This is a genomic window from Arthrobacter sp. Ha26 (assembly GCF_059091705.1).
In genome coordinates, this window is sequence record NZ_JBNHGX010000001.1 from 361,408 (window position 1) to 375,087 (window position 13,680).

Sequence of the window (13,680 nt, forward strand, 5' to 3'; positions counted from 1 at the left end):
CACAGAGATGAGGTCTATGACAGGTTTTGCCGCGTCACTGTGAGCGCGGTGTGTCGAGTCCCACATGCGCCTGCTTCTTTCAGGGGTTAAAGGCTGATGGGCCGGCTCGAAAGCCGGCCCATCAGGAAAGCACTAACCTACGGGAGGTTTACCACTTGCCCTTGCGGTTGAAGTCGCGGTGACCGCCGTCGCCGCCGCTGCGGGGCTTGCGGGAGCCATCGCCGTGGCCGCCGAAGCGGGAGTCGCTGGACTGGCCACGGCTGGCGCCGCTGTCACCAAAGGAACGCTCGGAGTACGAGCGGCCGCCACGGTCTGCGGAGCTGCGCTCGCCGTCCGTCTTCCGGAATTCCTTCTTGAACCCGCCGCTGCCCTTGAAGTTGCCGCCACGGTCGCCGCCGCGGTTGCCCTGGTACGCGCCACGCTCGCCGGAGGGCTTGCGGCCGTTGTCCAGCTCAAGGTGGATCAGCTCGCCGCCGATCCGGGTGCGGGACAGTGCACGCAGCTGCTCCGGGCTCAGGTCTGCCGGCAGCTCCACGAGGGAGTGGTCCGAGCGGATGTCGATGCCGCCGATCTGGGCCGAGGAAATGCCGCCCTCGTTGGCGATCGCACCCACAATGGAGCCGGGCATCACGCGCTGGCGGCGTCCCACGGCGATCCGGTAGGTGGCGTTGCCCTCGGTCAGGGTGCGGGTAGGCCCGCGGGAGCCGAAGCCGTCCTTGGACCGCTCGCGCTTCTGGAACTCGGGAGCTGCAGGCAGTTCCTTGACCAGCAGCGGCTGTCCGCCCTGCGCCATCACGGCAAGGGCGGCAGCGATCTCCGCAGCGGGAACGTTGTGCTCTTCCTCATAGGAGGCGATGAGGTCGCGGAACGCGGAGACGTCCTCGGACTCGAGGGTCTCGGTGATGCGCTCGGCGAACTTGCCCAGGCGCAGCGTGTTGACGGTCTCGGCCGTGGGCAGGTGCATCTGCTCCACCGGCTGGCGGGTGGCCTTCTCGATGGAACGCAGCAGGTACTTCTCCCGCGGCGTCATGAACAGGATGGCGTCGCCGGAACGGCCTGCACGGCCGGTGCGGCCAATGCGGTGGACGTAGGACTCTGTGTCGTGCGGGATGTCGTAGTTGACCACGTGGCTGATGCGCTCCACGTCAAGGCCACGGGCCGCGACGTCGGTGGCCACAAGGATGTCGATGCGGCCTTCCTTGAGGGCGTCGACGGTGCGTTCGCGCTGCTGCTGCGGGATGTCGCCGTTAATGGCGGCGGCCTGGAAGCCCCGCGCCTTCAGCTTGTCAGCCAGGTCCTCGGTGGCCATCTTGGTGCGCACGAAGGCGATAACGCCGTCGAACTCTTCAACCTCGAGGATGCGGGTCAGCGCGTCCAGCTTGTGCGGGCCCATCACCTGCAGGTACCGCTGGCGGGTGTTGGCGCCGGTGGTGGTCTTGGACTTGACGGAGATCTCGGCCGGGTTGTTCAGGTACTGCTTGGACATGCGGCGGATCTGGCTGGGCATGGTGGCGGAGAACAGCGCAACCTGGCGGTCAGACGGAGTCTGCTGGAAGATCTGCTCCACGTCCTCGGCGAAGCCCATGCGCAGCATCTCGTCAGCCTCGTCCAGCACCAGGTACTGGAGCTCGGACAGGTCCAGGGAGCCCTTGGAGATGTGGTCGATCACGCGGCCGGGGGTACCCACAACCACCTGGGCGCCGCGGCGCAGGCCTGCAAGCTGGGGGCCGTAGGCGGAGCCGCCGTAGACGGGGAGGACGGTGAAGTCATCGATGTGCTTGGCGTACGAGGTGAAGGCCTCGGCAACCTGGAGCGCCAGCTCGCGGGTGGGCGCCAGCACCAGGGCCTGGGTCTTGCGGGACGGGCCGTTGAGGTCGTGCAGTTCGGCCAGGCGGGACAGTGCCGGTACTGCGAATGCTGCAGTCTTACCGGTGCCGGTCTGGGCGAGGCCAACCACGTCGCGGCCTTCGAGCAGCAGCGGGATGGTGGCTGCCTGGATGGGTGACGGCTTCTCGTAGCCAACATCCTGCAGGGCGGCCAGGACACGGCCGTCGATGCCGAGGTCAGCGAAGCGGACGCCGTCCTCGTCGGAGTCCTCAGCCTTGGCTGCGGGCGCAGCCGGAGTTTCTGCTGCCGGAGCAGGAGTCTCGGCTGCGGGAGTGGCCGGAGCGTCTACGGAAGCTTCGGCGGCGGGCTCTGCTGCGGGAACAACGGCCTCGGTGAATTCGACGGCGGCGGTGTCGGCAGTTGCCGCTTCGAAAGTGGTTTCGTTTTGATTTTCGGGCATAGGGGAATATTCCTCATCCATAGGGGGCCAGGCGGCACTACCCGAGGTGAGCGGAGCCGCAGTACGTGTGCCGTGGTGCCGGGCAAACGTTGACCGGCCGGTCACAGAAGTCCGGCGCTTTCGCAATCCCGTGGCAGGACTTCGCGCTGCATCTCTTGGCTGCTATCCCAGCAGTCTGTACAGCGTTTTCTTTAGCCGGCTCTCCCTATGAAAATGCCCGCATCACAGTTGCGGGCCCCAACACTTGCCAGTCCTGCCTCAAAAATTGGGCAGGAATAAGGGATTTCCGGAGTGGGGGATGTTTCAAGTGTAGGGCACGCACCTGCCACAACGGTAATTGAGCGTACGACGGCGGGCAGTGAGCTTACGCACATCCCCGTCATGGGCGCTCCCCGGCAGCGCCCCTACCGGGCAAGCTGCCGTTCCAGCGCCTCGAACTTCTTCCTGAACTCCGGCTGCTGCAGGCGGATCTGGCCCTCGGCATCGGCATCTTTCAACGCTTCCATGGATTCAAGGTCCGGTTCACTGAACCACTTGCCCACTGTGACCCCGTGCTTCGGGACGTACAGCCTGTGGACGTGGTCGCCGGCCCGGATGGTGCCGACCCGCAGCACCCGGAGGTAGGCGCCCACCCTGCCTTCCCCGGTAAACCGCTTGACGAACTGCGGCTCCCCCATCCGGCGCTGGAAGGTGGCGCAGGGCGTGCGCGGGGAGGTGACCTGAACCTCCACGTCCAGGCCAATTTTCCACCGCTCCCCAATGACGGCGTTGGTGGCGTCGAGGCCGGACAGGCGAAGGTTTTCGCCGAAGATTCCCGGCGGCAGGTCGCGTTGGAGTTCGCCTGCCCAGTAATCCGCGTCCGCCTGGGAGTAGGCATAGAGTGCCTGGTCCGGCCCGCCGTGGTGGACGCGGTTGGCTTGGATGTCCCCCTGGAGGCCCAGCTTGTGCACCTTCACCGGCCCTTCCACCGGCCGCTTGTCGATGGCTGTTACTCCCACGGTGGAAGTGTCAGGTAGAAGCTGGTGGACACTGCAGACGGCAAGCACTGAGGCGGTTTCCATGGCACCAGTGTAGGGGTGCAGGCGGACCGGTCCCTCCACCCGGTAACCCGCATTTCGCCGCTGTCAAAGGGCCGTTCCACGGCGTTTATTGCGAGCCAGTGGGCTCAGCCGGGGCCGGCAGGGATTACGCTGATTTGAGGATTGCAATTGGGGGTGCAGCGCTGTGCCCAATTCATGTGGACAACTGAGGGGGACGCCATGGACCCGAGCAAGGATCCGGAGCAGCAGCCGCCGGGCGACGGCGGCAAAGCCACGGGTGCGAACGGCGGCAAACCGGCCGGCGACGGCGGCACGCCCAACCCTCCCCCATGGCAGGTCCCCAAGCCGGAACTGCATCCCGAACTCCTGGACCAGCCCGTCACCCCGGTGGATCCGTTCGCCCGGGACCGCGAGAAACAGCTGAACGAGGCAGCGGCACGGAAGAAGCGCTCCCAGCGGCGGACCGTGGTGGTGGGGCTCGGTGTCACGGCCCTGCTCGCCGGCACCATCACCGCCGTCGTGGCAACTAACCAGGACGACCCCGAATACGCGCAAGTGTGCTTCAACGACGAAACCGGCGAGCGCGTGGAGGACAGGAACTGCGACAGTTCGGCAGGGAGGGGCGGCGGCATCTTCGCCTGGTACTTCTTCTCCCGCGGCGCGTACGTCCCACCCATTGGCCAGAACCGCTCCACCGCGCCCAATTACACCAGGACGGTGCCCAGCGGCGCCAAGGCGTCCACCGGATACAGCAGCCAGGGCGGCACTGTGAGCCGCGGCGGTTTCGGCACCAGCGCCAAAAGCGGAACCAGCGGCGGCGGCGGCAAGGTCTCGGGGGGTTAGGCGTGAAGCGGAAGTTGAGCCAGCCCAGGCCCGGGTGGAAGCAGAAGATCGAAGAACAGGGCCTGGTCTTCTCCACCACCACCATGGACGACGGCCGCAGGATCGAATACTGGAACGAGTCCGCGTACTACGAATTCACCATGGACGAGGTGGAAACCCTTGAGGTGGCCGCCGAAGAGATGCACAAAATGTGCCTGGAGGCCGCACGCTTCCTGGCCACCGGGGCCATGGGGCATATCGGCATTGGCCCGCAGGCCCTGGAACTGGCGGCGGAATCGCTGCAGGCCGGGGACGTGGATGTCTACGGCCGGTTCGATTTCATCTACGACGGCCAGGGCGGCCCGGCAAAGATGCTGGAGTACAACGCGGACACGCCCACGGGCCTGATCGAGGCGGCCGTTGCCCAGTGGTTCTGGCTCCAGGACGTCTTCCCGGAGAAGGACCAGTGGAACGGCATCCACGAGGCGTTGATCCGCCAGTGGAAGAAATTCCAGTTCCGCACCGGAATGAGCACCCTGCACGTGGCGCACTCCGAAGTGGAGGAGTCCGGCGAGGACTGGATGACCGCCGGCTACATGCGGGACGTCGCCAGCCAGGCAGGGTGGACCACCATCGGCATCAACATGTCCGACATCGGCTGGGACCCCAACCTGAACCGCTTTGTGGACCTGGACAACTTTATGATCAGCACCATCTTCAAGCTGTACCCGTGGGAGCTGATGATGAAGGAGCCGTTCGGGCACCGCCTGCTGGAGCGCGCCCACAACCCGCGCTGGGTGGAGCCGGCCTGGAAGATGCTGCTCTCCAACAAAGCACTCCTGGCCGCACTGTGGCACCTGTACCCCGGGCATCCCAACCTGCTCCCGGCATACCTGAACGAGCCGGGGCCGCTGAAGGAGTGGGTGGCCAAGCCGCTGCACGGCCGCGAAGGCGACAACATCCGGATCCATGCCCAGGGCATCAACCTTGAACAGCCCGGCGGGTACGGCCGTGAAGGCTGGTGCTACCAGCAGTACCAGCCCCTGCCTGACTTCGACGGCAACCATCCCGTCCTGGGCATCTGGGTGGTGGACGGCGAGTCCGTCGGTTGCGGCATCCGCGAATCGGACGGCCCGGTCACCGACTACTTCTGCAGATTCGTGCCCAACACTATTGACGCCCCGGCCCCGCTCTCTGCCGCGGCCAATTCCAGCAAAGCAGGTATCGCACTATGAGCACAGAAACCACGACGGCGGGAGGCCCGGGCGGAGCGCCCGGCGCCGGCGTCCCCGCCAAAGGGCTCCGCGCCGGGATCCTGGACCTCGGCGACTCCGTCATGCTGGGCCTGGCATCCACCGCCCCGGTCTATTCGCTGGCCGCCACCCTGGGCCTGATCGTGGCGGTGAACGGGGACTACACGCCGCTGATCCTGCTGCTGGGCTTCATCCCGGTGCTGTTCATTGCCTATGCCTTCCGGGAACTGAACAGTGCCATCCCGGACTGCGGCACCACGTTCACCTGGTCCCGGCGGGCCTTCGGGCCGTGGGCCGGGTGGCTGGGCGGCTGGGGTGTTGCGCTGGCCGGCATCATTGTCCTGGCCAACCTCGCACAGGTTGCCGGCCAGTACGTGTGGCTGCTGGTGGGTGACGGCTCGCTGGCTGAAAACAAGGTTCTGGTGACCGCGACGGGCGTGCTGTTCATCGCTGTGATGACGCTGGTCAATTACCGGGGCATCCGGCTCGGCGAGCACGTGCAGCGGGTCCTGACCTACGTCCAGTACGTATCGCTGGGCATCTTTGCCCTGGCGATCGTGGTGGGGATCATCCGGGGTTCGGCGAGCGGCGACACCACAATCCAGGCCTTCGACTTTGAGTGGTTCAACCCCGCCGGCGCCTTCGCCGACCCAGGAGCCGTGGTGCACGGCGCACTGCTGGCCCTCTTTATCTACTGGGGCTGGGATACCTGCCTGGCGGTCAACGAGGAAACCGAAAACCCCTCCACCACCCCTGGCCGCGGAGCCGTGATTTCCGCCTTTGTCCTGGTGGCCATCTATGTGTCCGTTGCCCTCCTGGTGATGATGTACGCCACCGTGGGGACCGAAGGGATCGGCCTTGGCAACGAGGCGAACCAGGACGATGTTTTTGTGGCCATGAAGGACCTGGTGCTGGGACCATGGGGCTGGCTGATCGTCGTCGCGGTTTTGGCTTCGGTCCTGTCCTCCACCCAGACCACCATCCTCCCCACCGCCCGCGGCACCCTGTCCATGGGGGTCCACGGCGCCCTGCCCGCCAGGTTCGGCGAGGTGCACCCGAAGAACCAGACCCCCGGGTTTTCCACCCAGGTGATGGGCGGCGCGGCGATTGCCTACTACGTTGCCATGAGTTTCCTCAGCGAAAACCTGTTGTCTGACTCCATCAGCGCCATCAGCCTGTTCATCGCCTTCTATTACGCCCTCACCGGTTTTGCGTGCTTCTGGTTCTTCCGGAACACCCTGCGGCAGTCGGCGCGCAACCTGTGGTTCCGGGGCATCCTGCCCCTTATCGGCGCGCTGCTGCTGACGGCCGCCTTCTTCATCTCCGCCATACAGATGTGGGACCCGGCGTACGGCGATACCCGGATCTTCGGCGTGGGCGGTGCGTTCGTCAGCGGGGTGGTGCTGCTGGCCCTGGGCGTGGTGCTGGCGGTTCTCTGCCGGTTCCTCCCTGCGACCCGCGATTACTTCACGGGCAAGGCCGCGGCCGCGCAACACAGCACCCCCTCCCCCAAGTAGGTGGCGCGAGGTGTCGTTGTGAGGGGTCAGAACGACACTTCGCGCTACCTACTAGGGGTGTTAAGCCGAGAAGCCGCCGTCGGCCTTGATCAGCTGGCCGGAGACCCAGCGGCCAGCAGGTGAGAGCAGGAACGCCACAGTACCGGCGACATCGGCAGGGGTGCCCAGGCGGCCGGTGGGCTGGCGGGCCAGCACAGCGTCCCTCACGTCGTCATTCATCCAGCCGGTGTCCACCGGCCCGGGGTTGAGGACGTTGGCCGAGATGCGCAGCGGGCCCAGCTCCCGGGCGGCAGCGATCACGATCCTGTCCAGCGCCCCCTTGGAGGCGCCGTAGGGAAGGTTGAACGCTGTGTGGTCACTGGTCAGCGCCACGATCGCGCCGCCGTCATCCGTTGCCTGCGTGGCGAAGGCGGCGATCAGCTGCCAGCTTGCCCGGGTATTGACAGCGAAGTGCCGCTCGAACGATTCCAGGCTGGTGTCCAGGATTCCGGAATCAACGGACTCAGCGTGGCTGAGCACCATGCCCTGCAGCGGCCCGGCCACCCTGACGGCGTCGGCCAGCAACTGCTCCGCAGCGGCCGGGTCCTCCAGGTCCGCGGGCAGGGTATACACCTGGGCGCCGATCGCCTCGAGTTCGGCAGTTAGACGGACGACGTCGTCCGGCTCGCTTCCCCAGGGCATCCGGGCATCGTAGTCCTGCCAGTACGCCAGGACCAGGTCCCAGCCTTCAGCCGCCAACTGCCGGGCGATCCCGGCGCCGATGGAGGCAAGGCGGCCTGCGCCGGTGATGAGGGCGACATTGCGGACGGGGGCTTTGGGTGGGATTTCCATGGCACCAGCGTAATGGCGCCGTTGCTGCCAGCGGACTACGCGGCTGCTCCGGCGGGGGAAGGTTCCCGGGAGCCGGAGTGCCGGCGGATGGTGGCGCTGATGACCGCGGCGATGGTGCACATGGCCGCGGCTCCGAACCAGGCGTAGGTGTACTGGCCGGTCGAGTCCCGGATGGCACCGGCGGCCAGTGCGGCTGCGGCAGCGCCCAGCTGGTGGGCGGCGAAGACCCAGCCGAAGACCACGCTGCCGTCCGCGCCGAAGGTTTCGCGGCAGATGGCGGCCGTGGGCGGGACGGTGGCCACCCAGTCCAAACCGTAGATCACCACGAAGACGATCATGCTGGGCTGCACTTCGGCGCTCAGGAGCAGTGGAAGCACCAGCAGGCCGATGCCCCGGAACTGGTAGTACACGGCCAGCAGGATGCGGGGGTTGAAGCGGTCGGTCAGCCAGCCGGAGGCGATGGTCCCCGCGATGTCAAAGATCCCGACGACGGCGAGCAGCCCGGCGGCGGTGGTTTCCGGCATCCCGTGGTCGTGGGCGGAGGGGATGAAGTGGGTGCCGATCAGCCCGTTGGTAGTGGCACCGCAGATCGCGAAGCCGGCCACGAGGGCCCAGAATGTGCGGACCCGGCTGGCCCGCCGGAGCACCTGCAGGGCCCTGACGGCGGCGTTGGTGCGGGGGCCGCCGGCCGCGGCCGGCGCCTGTGTCGGTGCCTGGGGCGGTGTTCCCGCGCTTGGTGATTCTGTTCCATAGGGCAGCACCCCGGCGTCCGCCGGCGAGTTCTTGAGGAATTTCAGTACCAGCGGGACCACCGCCAAGGCGCCTGCCGCGATGAGCAGCGAGGCCTGCCGCCAGCCCGGATCCTGCGCGAGCATGGCGATGAACGGGAGGAAGACCAACTGGCCCGCTGCGCTCCCGGCGGTGAGGATGCCGATCACGAGCCCACGGTCCTTAACAAACCAGGTATTGGCGATGGTGGCCGCGAACACCAGGGCCATGGAACCCGTACCCAGCCCGATCAGCAGGCCCCAGGTCAGCAGGATCTGCCACGACTGGTTCACCAGTACTGTGAGCGCACTGCCGGTGCCGATCAGCACCAGCGCCGTCGCCGTCACCGCGCGGATGCCGAACCGTTCCATCAGGGCGGCCGCGAACGGCGCCGTCAGCCCGAACAGCACCAGGTTGATGCTGACAGCCGCGGACAGCACGGTGGTGGACCAGCCAAACTCCTCCTGCAGCGGGACCATCAGGACGCCGGGCGCGGCCCGGAATCCGGCCGCACCCACCAGGGCCAGGAAGGCGACAGCGGCGACGATCCATGCTGGGTGCAGCCGCCTGCGTGGCGGCAGGATTCCGGGCAAGCCGCCGACGGCGGGGGCTGCGCTGCCGGCTGTGCCGCCGTGGCCCGGACTGACGTCCGGGGCTGTGCCTGTGGCGGTTCCGTTGACGGTGTCCTCAGCGCTCACGCGGCTGCTCCCTTCGGGGACGCTGCGGTGGCAAGTTCCACCGGCGAAGTTGTCCTGGTCTGGCTGTGCCAGCTCGTGGTGGCCGCGGTCAACCGCTCACCGCACTCAGTACAGGTATCCGCGGAGCTGGTGCGCCCGCCGCAGACGTTGTGGATGACGTACATGTGTGCCTGCTCGGTCGGTGCCGGGAGGTGCTTTTCCGCCCAGATGGTCACGGCGTTCAGCACCGGGAGGGCGTCCTCGCCTGTCGCAGTGAGCACGTACTCGCTCCTGGTGCGGCCCCCGTCGTCGTACGCCCTTTTGGTCAGCAGCCCCGACTCCACGAGGCGCGCCAGCCGCTTGGTGAGCACGGAGTCGGCCACCTCCAGCGTGGACTTCATCGCATCGAAGCGGCCGTTGCCGAAGAAGACCTCCCGGAGCACCAGGACAGTCCAGGGGTCACCGAGGATATCCAGGCCACGGGCCATGCTGCAGTTGCGCCGGGACCAGTCAGATCGAAGTGCCATGTCCGCACCCTAGCTGACTTCTTTCAAGAAAGCCAGAGCTCCCTGTTCCGGCCCCTGCAACCCGCCCTTCAGACCACTACGGGATCGAGGTAAAGGCGTTCTCCAGGTCCGCCACCAGGTCCTCAACGTCCTCGATGCCGCAGGAAAGGCGAAGCAGGTTCACCGGAACAGCAAGCTCAGTTCCCTTAACGGAGGCATGCGTCATCTCGGACGGGTAGTTCATCAGCGACTCGATGCCGCCCAGGGATTCGGCCAGGGTGAACACCGAGGTTGATTCGGCCACCTTCCGGGCCGCGGCTTCACCGCCTTTGAACTGCACGGAAACCATCCCGCCGAAGCTGCGCATCTGCTTCCTGGCCAGCTCGTGGCCCGGGTGGGAGGGCAGGCCCGGGTACAGCACGGCCTCCACTTCGGGGCGCTCCAGGAGCCATTCCGCCACGGCCTGGCCATTGAGGCTGTGCCGGTCCATCCGCACCCCGAGCGTCTTGAGGCCGCGGGTGGTGAGGAAGGCGTCCATGGGACCCGAGACCGCGCCCACGGCGAACTGGACGAAGCCGATCTTCTCGGCGAGCTCAGCGTCCTTGACCACCACGGCGCCGCCCACCACGTCCGAATGCCCGCCAATGTATTTGGTGGTGGAGTGGACCACCACGTCGGCACCCAGGGCGAGCGGTGTCTGGAGGTAGGGGGACGCGAAGGTGTTGTCGACTACCAGGAGGGCGCCGGCGTCGTGCGCTATCTCTGCGAGCGCGGCGATATCCGTGATCTTCATGAGCGGGTTGGAGGGGGTTTCCACCCACACGAAGCGGGTCTTGTTGGCGGCCACGGCCTTGGCAACGGCGTCGAGGTCGGCCATGTCCACCGGAGTATTGCCGATGCCCCAGCCGCCCAGCACCCGGCTGATGAGCCGGTAGGTGCCGCCGTAGGCGTCATTGCCCAGCACAATGTGGTCGCCGGGGCGGGTCAGTGCCCGGATGAGCGAGTCCTCGGCCGCCAGGCCCGAACTGAAGCTGTAGGCGTGGGTGCCGAGCTCCAGCGCGGCGAGCTGTTCCTGCAGGGCGTCTCGGGTGGGGTTGCCGCCGCGGCCGTACTCATAGCCGTCGCGCAGCCCGCCGATGCCGTCCTGGGCGTAGGTGGAGCTGAAGTGCAGCGGCGGAACCACGGCACCAGTGCGGGGTTCAAAGGCCTGGCCGGCGTGGACAGCGCGGGTGTTGAAACCCTGGTTTTCAGAGGCGGACATGATGCTCCTTAATGTGGGGGAAGCGTTCAGTTGCTGAGGTAGGCCAGGAGGTCGTGCCGGGTGAGGATGCCCACCGGGGCACCGACGAACGTCACCATCACGGTGTCCACGTCCGAAAGCAGTTCCCTGGCAGCGGAGATGGTTTCCAGCGATCCGATGACGGGAAGCTTGGGACCCATATGTTCGGAGATCTTGTCCGTCAACCTCGCCTCACCGCGGAAAAGCTTGGCGGTGAGGGTGCGTTCGTCCACCGCGCCCAGCACCTCCCCCATCACTACCGGCGGCTCCTGCGAGAGGACCGGGATATGGCTGACGCCGAACTCATTCATGATGTTGATGACGTCGCGGACGGACTCGTTCGGGTGGATGTGCACCAGGTCCGGCAGTTCGCCGTTCTTGGACTTGATCACCTCGCCCACGGACGTTTCCTCGCCGCCGGAGAGGAACCCGTAGGAGCGCATCCACTGGTCGTTGAAGATTTTGGCCAGGTAGCCACGGCCGGAGTCGGGCAGGATCACGACGACGACGGCGCTCTCCGGCAGGTCCCGCGCCGCCTGCAGCGCAGCCACCACAGCCATTCCCGAGGAGCCGCCTACCAGCAGTCCCTCTTCGCGGGCCAGGCGGCGGGTCATGGCGAACGAGTCAGCGTCGCTGACGGCGATCACCTGGTCCGGGACGGACTTGTCGTAGTTGGCCGGCCACATGTCCTCGCCCACGCCCTCCACGAAGTACGGACGCCCGGTCCCGCCGGAGTAGACCGAACCTTCGGGGTCGGCGCCGATGATCCGGACCGGGCCGCCGTCGGACTCCTGCCTGCCTGCCGACACTTCCTTGAGGTACCTGCCGGTGCCGGTGATGGTGCCGCCGGTGCCGGCGCCGATCACGCAGTGCGTGACCAGGCCGTCCGTATCCCGCCAGATCTCGGGGCCGGTGGTCTGGTAGTGGCTGGCCGGAGCGGCAGGGTTGGAGAACTGGTCCGGCTTGTACGCGCCGGGCGTTTCGCGGACCAGCCGGTCCGAGACGCCGTAGTAGCTTTGGGGGCTGTCCGGCGGCACGGCCGTGGGTGTCACCACTACTTCGGCGCCGTAGGCCTGCAGCACGGCGCGTTTGTCCTCGCCCACCTTGTCCGGGACCACGAAGATGCATTTGTAGCCTTTTTGCTGCGCTACGAGTGCCAGTCCGACGCCGGTGTTTCCGGAGGTGGGTTCGATGATGGTGCCGCCGGGCTGCAGCTTGCCGTCCCGTTCGGCATCCTCAATCATTTGGGCCGCGATGCGGTCCTTGATGGACCCGCCCGGGTTCACGTACTCCAGTTTGACCAGGACAGTGGCTTTGATGCCCTCCGTCACGTGGTTGAGTTTGATGAGCGGGGTATTGCCGATGAGGTCCAGGACGGACTGGGCGTACTTCATGGATACAAAGCTACCGCTTCCGGCGGCGCAATCGATGACCTGTCCTGCGGTCAGCCCCCTCGCGGGTCCACCGGGTAACTGATGGGATTCCGGCAGCAACCAATGGCATCATTGGGCGGTGCAGCGGTTCGCGTGGTTGAAGAAAGTCCGGAGTTACCTCCTCCCTGGAGTGATGCTCCTCGCAGGCGTTTCCACACTGATCCTCGGCACACTGCCGGTGCAGGCGCTCGCTGAATTAGCGGACCGCACCATACCCGTTTTGTCCTTCGTGCTGGCAATGTCCCTGCTGACCGAACTCCTTGACGACGCCGGTCTTTTCCAGGTGGTGACAGACCGGGTGGCCAAGCTGGGCCGCGGAAGCGTGTTCCTCCTGTGGCTGCTGGTGGTGGCCCTGGCAACCGTTGCAACGGTCTTCCTCTCCCTCGACACCACAGCCGTGCTGGTGACACCGGTGGTGGTGCTCCTCGCAGTCCACGCCGGCATCCAGCCCCTGCCGTTTGCGCTGACCACCATCTGGCTCGCCAACACCGCGTCCCTCCTGCTCCCGGTGTCCAACCTGACCAACCTGCTGGCACAGGACGCCATGGGACTTAGTCCCCTGGGTTTCGCCCGGACCGTCTGGGCACCGGCCCTGGTGGGAGTAGTTGCTCCCCTTGTCCTGCTGTGGCTGGCATTCCGGAAGGACCTGCGCGGCAGGTACCGGCCACCGCTTGCGCAGGCCATAACGGACCGGCCCCTGCTGATCTTCGCTGCCGCCATCCTGGTGGTTCTGCTGCCCGCGCTGGTGTCAGGCGTGCCGGTGCAGTACCCGGCCATGGCGGCCGCAGCTCTTTTGCTGCTGGTCTACCTGTGGCGGCGTCCTTCCGTTCTGCGGTGGTCAATGGTTCCATGGCGCCCCCTGATGCTGACCATTGGACTGTTCATGGTGGTGGAGGCGCTGCACGCCAATGGGTTGGCCTCGCTCCTGGCCGGCGCTGCCAGCCGGGGCGAAAGCCTGCCGGCCCTCCTGCACCTGGCCGCGCTGGGCGCCGGGGCGGCCAACGCCGCCAACAACTTGCCTGCCTATCTCGCCCTTGAGCCCGTGGCGGGGTCACCGGTGCGGCTGGCCGCCCTGCTCATCGGAGTCAATCTGGGACCCCTGGTCACCCCGTGGGCGTCGCTGGCCACATTGCTTTGGCACGAGAGGCTTCGGGCGCTCAACGTCTCCATCAGGTGGAGCGGCTTTGGACTGGCAGGGTTGGTGACTGCTGGCCTTACGGTTCCCGGCGCCGTCATAGGCCTTTGGGTGACATCAGGAATGCACTGA

At 66.6% G+C, this 13,680-nt stretch carries 11 protein-coding genes; 4 read left to right on the top strand and 7 right to left on the bottom strand.

Features of this window, described 5'->3' with window-relative positions; genetic code table 11:
* Nucleotides 1–148 precede the first annotated feature (148 nt).
* Entirely contained in the window at nucleotides 149–2,287 is a 2,139-nt protein-coding gene (locus AC5RVY_RS01705; protein WP_493952966.1) for a DEAD/DEAH box helicase, read from the bottom strand.
* Nucleotides 2,288–2,691: 404 nt separating this feature from the next.
* Nucleotides 2,692–3,348: an MOSC domain-containing protein gene (locus tag AC5RVY_RS01710; RefSeq protein ID WP_493952967.1), complete on the bottom strand. Its 657-nt coding sequence runs from the start codon at nucleotides 3,346–3,348 to the stop codon at nucleotides 2,692–2,694.
* A gap of 198 nt (nucleotides 3,349–3,546) precedes the next feature.
* Here AC5RVY_RS01710 and AC5RVY_RS01715 point away from each other — a divergent pair, with 198 nt between their 5' ends.
* From AC5RVY_RS01715 to AC5RVY_RS01725, 3 genes are read left to right on the top strand one after another with little or no spacing between them, the layout of a single operon-like run.
* Nucleotides 3,547–4,170, top strand: coding sequence for a Tat pathway signal protein (locus AC5RVY_RS01715; protein WP_493952968.1), 624 nt, complete (start codon nucleotides 3,547–3,549; stop codon nucleotides 4,168–4,170).
* A 2-nt stretch (nucleotides 4,171–4,172) separates the two neighbouring features.
* Nucleotides 4,173–5,384: a glutathionylspermidine synthase family protein gene (locus tag AC5RVY_RS01720; protein WP_493952969.1), complete on the top strand. Its 1,212-nt coding sequence runs from the start codon at nucleotides 4,173–4,175 to the stop codon at nucleotides 5,382–5,384.
* Nucleotides 5,381–6,919, top strand: a complete 1,539-nt coding sequence (locus AC5RVY_RS01725) for an APC family permease (RefSeq protein WP_493952970.1) — start codon at nucleotides 5,381–5,383, stop codon at nucleotides 6,917–6,919. The genes AC5RVY_RS01720 and AC5RVY_RS01725 overlap by 4 nt, the downstream gene beginning before the upstream one ends.
* A 60-nt stretch (nucleotides 6,920–6,979) precedes the next feature.
* Here AC5RVY_RS01725 and AC5RVY_RS01730 read toward each other — a convergent pair whose 3' ends face one another.
* The 5 genes from AC5RVY_RS01730 to AC5RVY_RS01750 form a co-directional block, all read right to left on the bottom strand.
* Nucleotides 6,980–7,750 carry an SDR family oxidoreductase gene (locus AC5RVY_RS01730; RefSeq protein WP_493952971.1) on the bottom strand — a complete coding sequence of 257 codons (771 nt, stop codon included), beginning with the start codon at nucleotides 7,748–7,750 and terminating at the stop codon, nucleotides 6,980–6,982.
* Nucleotides 7,751–7,785: 35 nt separating this feature from the next.
* The gene (locus tag AC5RVY_RS01735; protein WP_493953677.1) at nucleotides 7,786–9,111 is read right to left on the bottom strand and encodes an MFS transporter; all 1,326 of its coding nucleotides are present in this window, start codon (nucleotides 9,109–9,111) and stop codon (nucleotides 7,786–7,788) included.
* Between the two features lie 101 nt (nucleotides 9,112–9,212).
* The gene (locus tag AC5RVY_RS01740; RefSeq protein WP_493952972.1) at nucleotides 9,213–9,722 is read right to left on the bottom strand and encodes a winged helix-turn-helix transcriptional regulator; all 510 of its coding nucleotides are present in this window, start codon (nucleotides 9,720–9,722) and stop codon (nucleotides 9,213–9,215) included.
* 76 nt (nucleotides 9,723–9,798) lie between these two features.
* The gene (locus AC5RVY_RS01745; RefSeq protein ID WP_493952973.1) at nucleotides 9,799–10,962 is read right to left on the bottom strand and encodes a cystathionine gamma-synthase; all 1,164 of its coding nucleotides are present in this window, start codon (nucleotides 10,960–10,962) and stop codon (nucleotides 9,799–9,801) included.
* Between the two features lie 26 nt (nucleotides 10,963–10,988).
* Nucleotides 10,989–12,374, bottom strand: coding sequence for a cystathionine beta-synthase (locus AC5RVY_RS01750; protein WP_493952974.1), 1,386 nt, complete (start codon nucleotides 12,372–12,374; stop codon nucleotides 10,989–10,991).
* A 172-nt stretch (nucleotides 12,375–12,546) separates the two neighbouring features.
* On the opposite strand from AC5RVY_RS01750, the gene AC5RVY_RS01755 reads away from it, so the two are divergent.
* Complete coding sequence (locus tag AC5RVY_RS01755) at nucleotides 12,547–13,680, top strand: ArsB/NhaD family transporter (RefSeq protein WP_493953678.1); 1,134 nt, start codon at nucleotides 12,547–12,549, stop codon at nucleotides 13,678–13,680.

What these genes read in the sequence shown, in the direction of transcription:
- AC5RVY_RS01705 (WP_493952966.1), bottom strand. Translation starts at nt 2,287, where the DNA reads ATGCCCGAAAATCAAAACGAAACCACTTTCGAAGCGGCAACTGCCGAC.
- AC5RVY_RS01710 (WP_493952967.1), bottom strand. Translation starts at nt 3,348, where the DNA reads ATGGAAACCGCCTCAGTGCTTGCCGTCTGCAGTGTCCACCAGCTTCTA.
- AC5RVY_RS01715 (WP_493952968.1), top strand. Translation starts at nt 3,547, where the DNA reads ATGGACCCGAGCAAGGATCCGGAGCAGCAGCCGCCGGGCGACGGCGGC.
- AC5RVY_RS01725 (WP_493952970.1), top strand. Translation starts at nt 5,381, where the DNA reads ATGAGCACAGAAACCACGACGGCGGGAGGCCCGGGCGGAGCGCCCGGC.
- AC5RVY_RS01730 (WP_493952971.1), bottom strand. Translation starts at nt 7,750, where the DNA reads ATGGAAATCCCACCCAAAGCCCCCGTCCGCAATGTCGCCCTCATCACC.
- AC5RVY_RS01740 (WP_493952972.1), bottom strand. Translation starts at nt 9,722, where the DNA reads ATGGCACTTCGATCTGACTGGTCCCGGCGCAACTGCAGCATGGCCCGT.
- AC5RVY_RS01745 (WP_493952973.1), bottom strand. Translation starts at nt 10,962, where the DNA reads ATGTCCGCCTCTGAAAACCAGGGTTTCAACACCCGCGCTGTCCACGCC.
- AC5RVY_RS01750 (WP_493952974.1), bottom strand. Translation starts at nt 12,374, where the DNA reads ATGAAGTACGCCCAGTCCGTCCTGGACCTCATCGGCAATACCCCGCTC.
- AC5RVY_RS01755 (WP_493953678.1), top strand. Translation starts at nt 12,547, where the DNA reads ATGCTCCTCGCAGGCGTTTCCACACTGATCCTCGGCACACTGCCGGTG.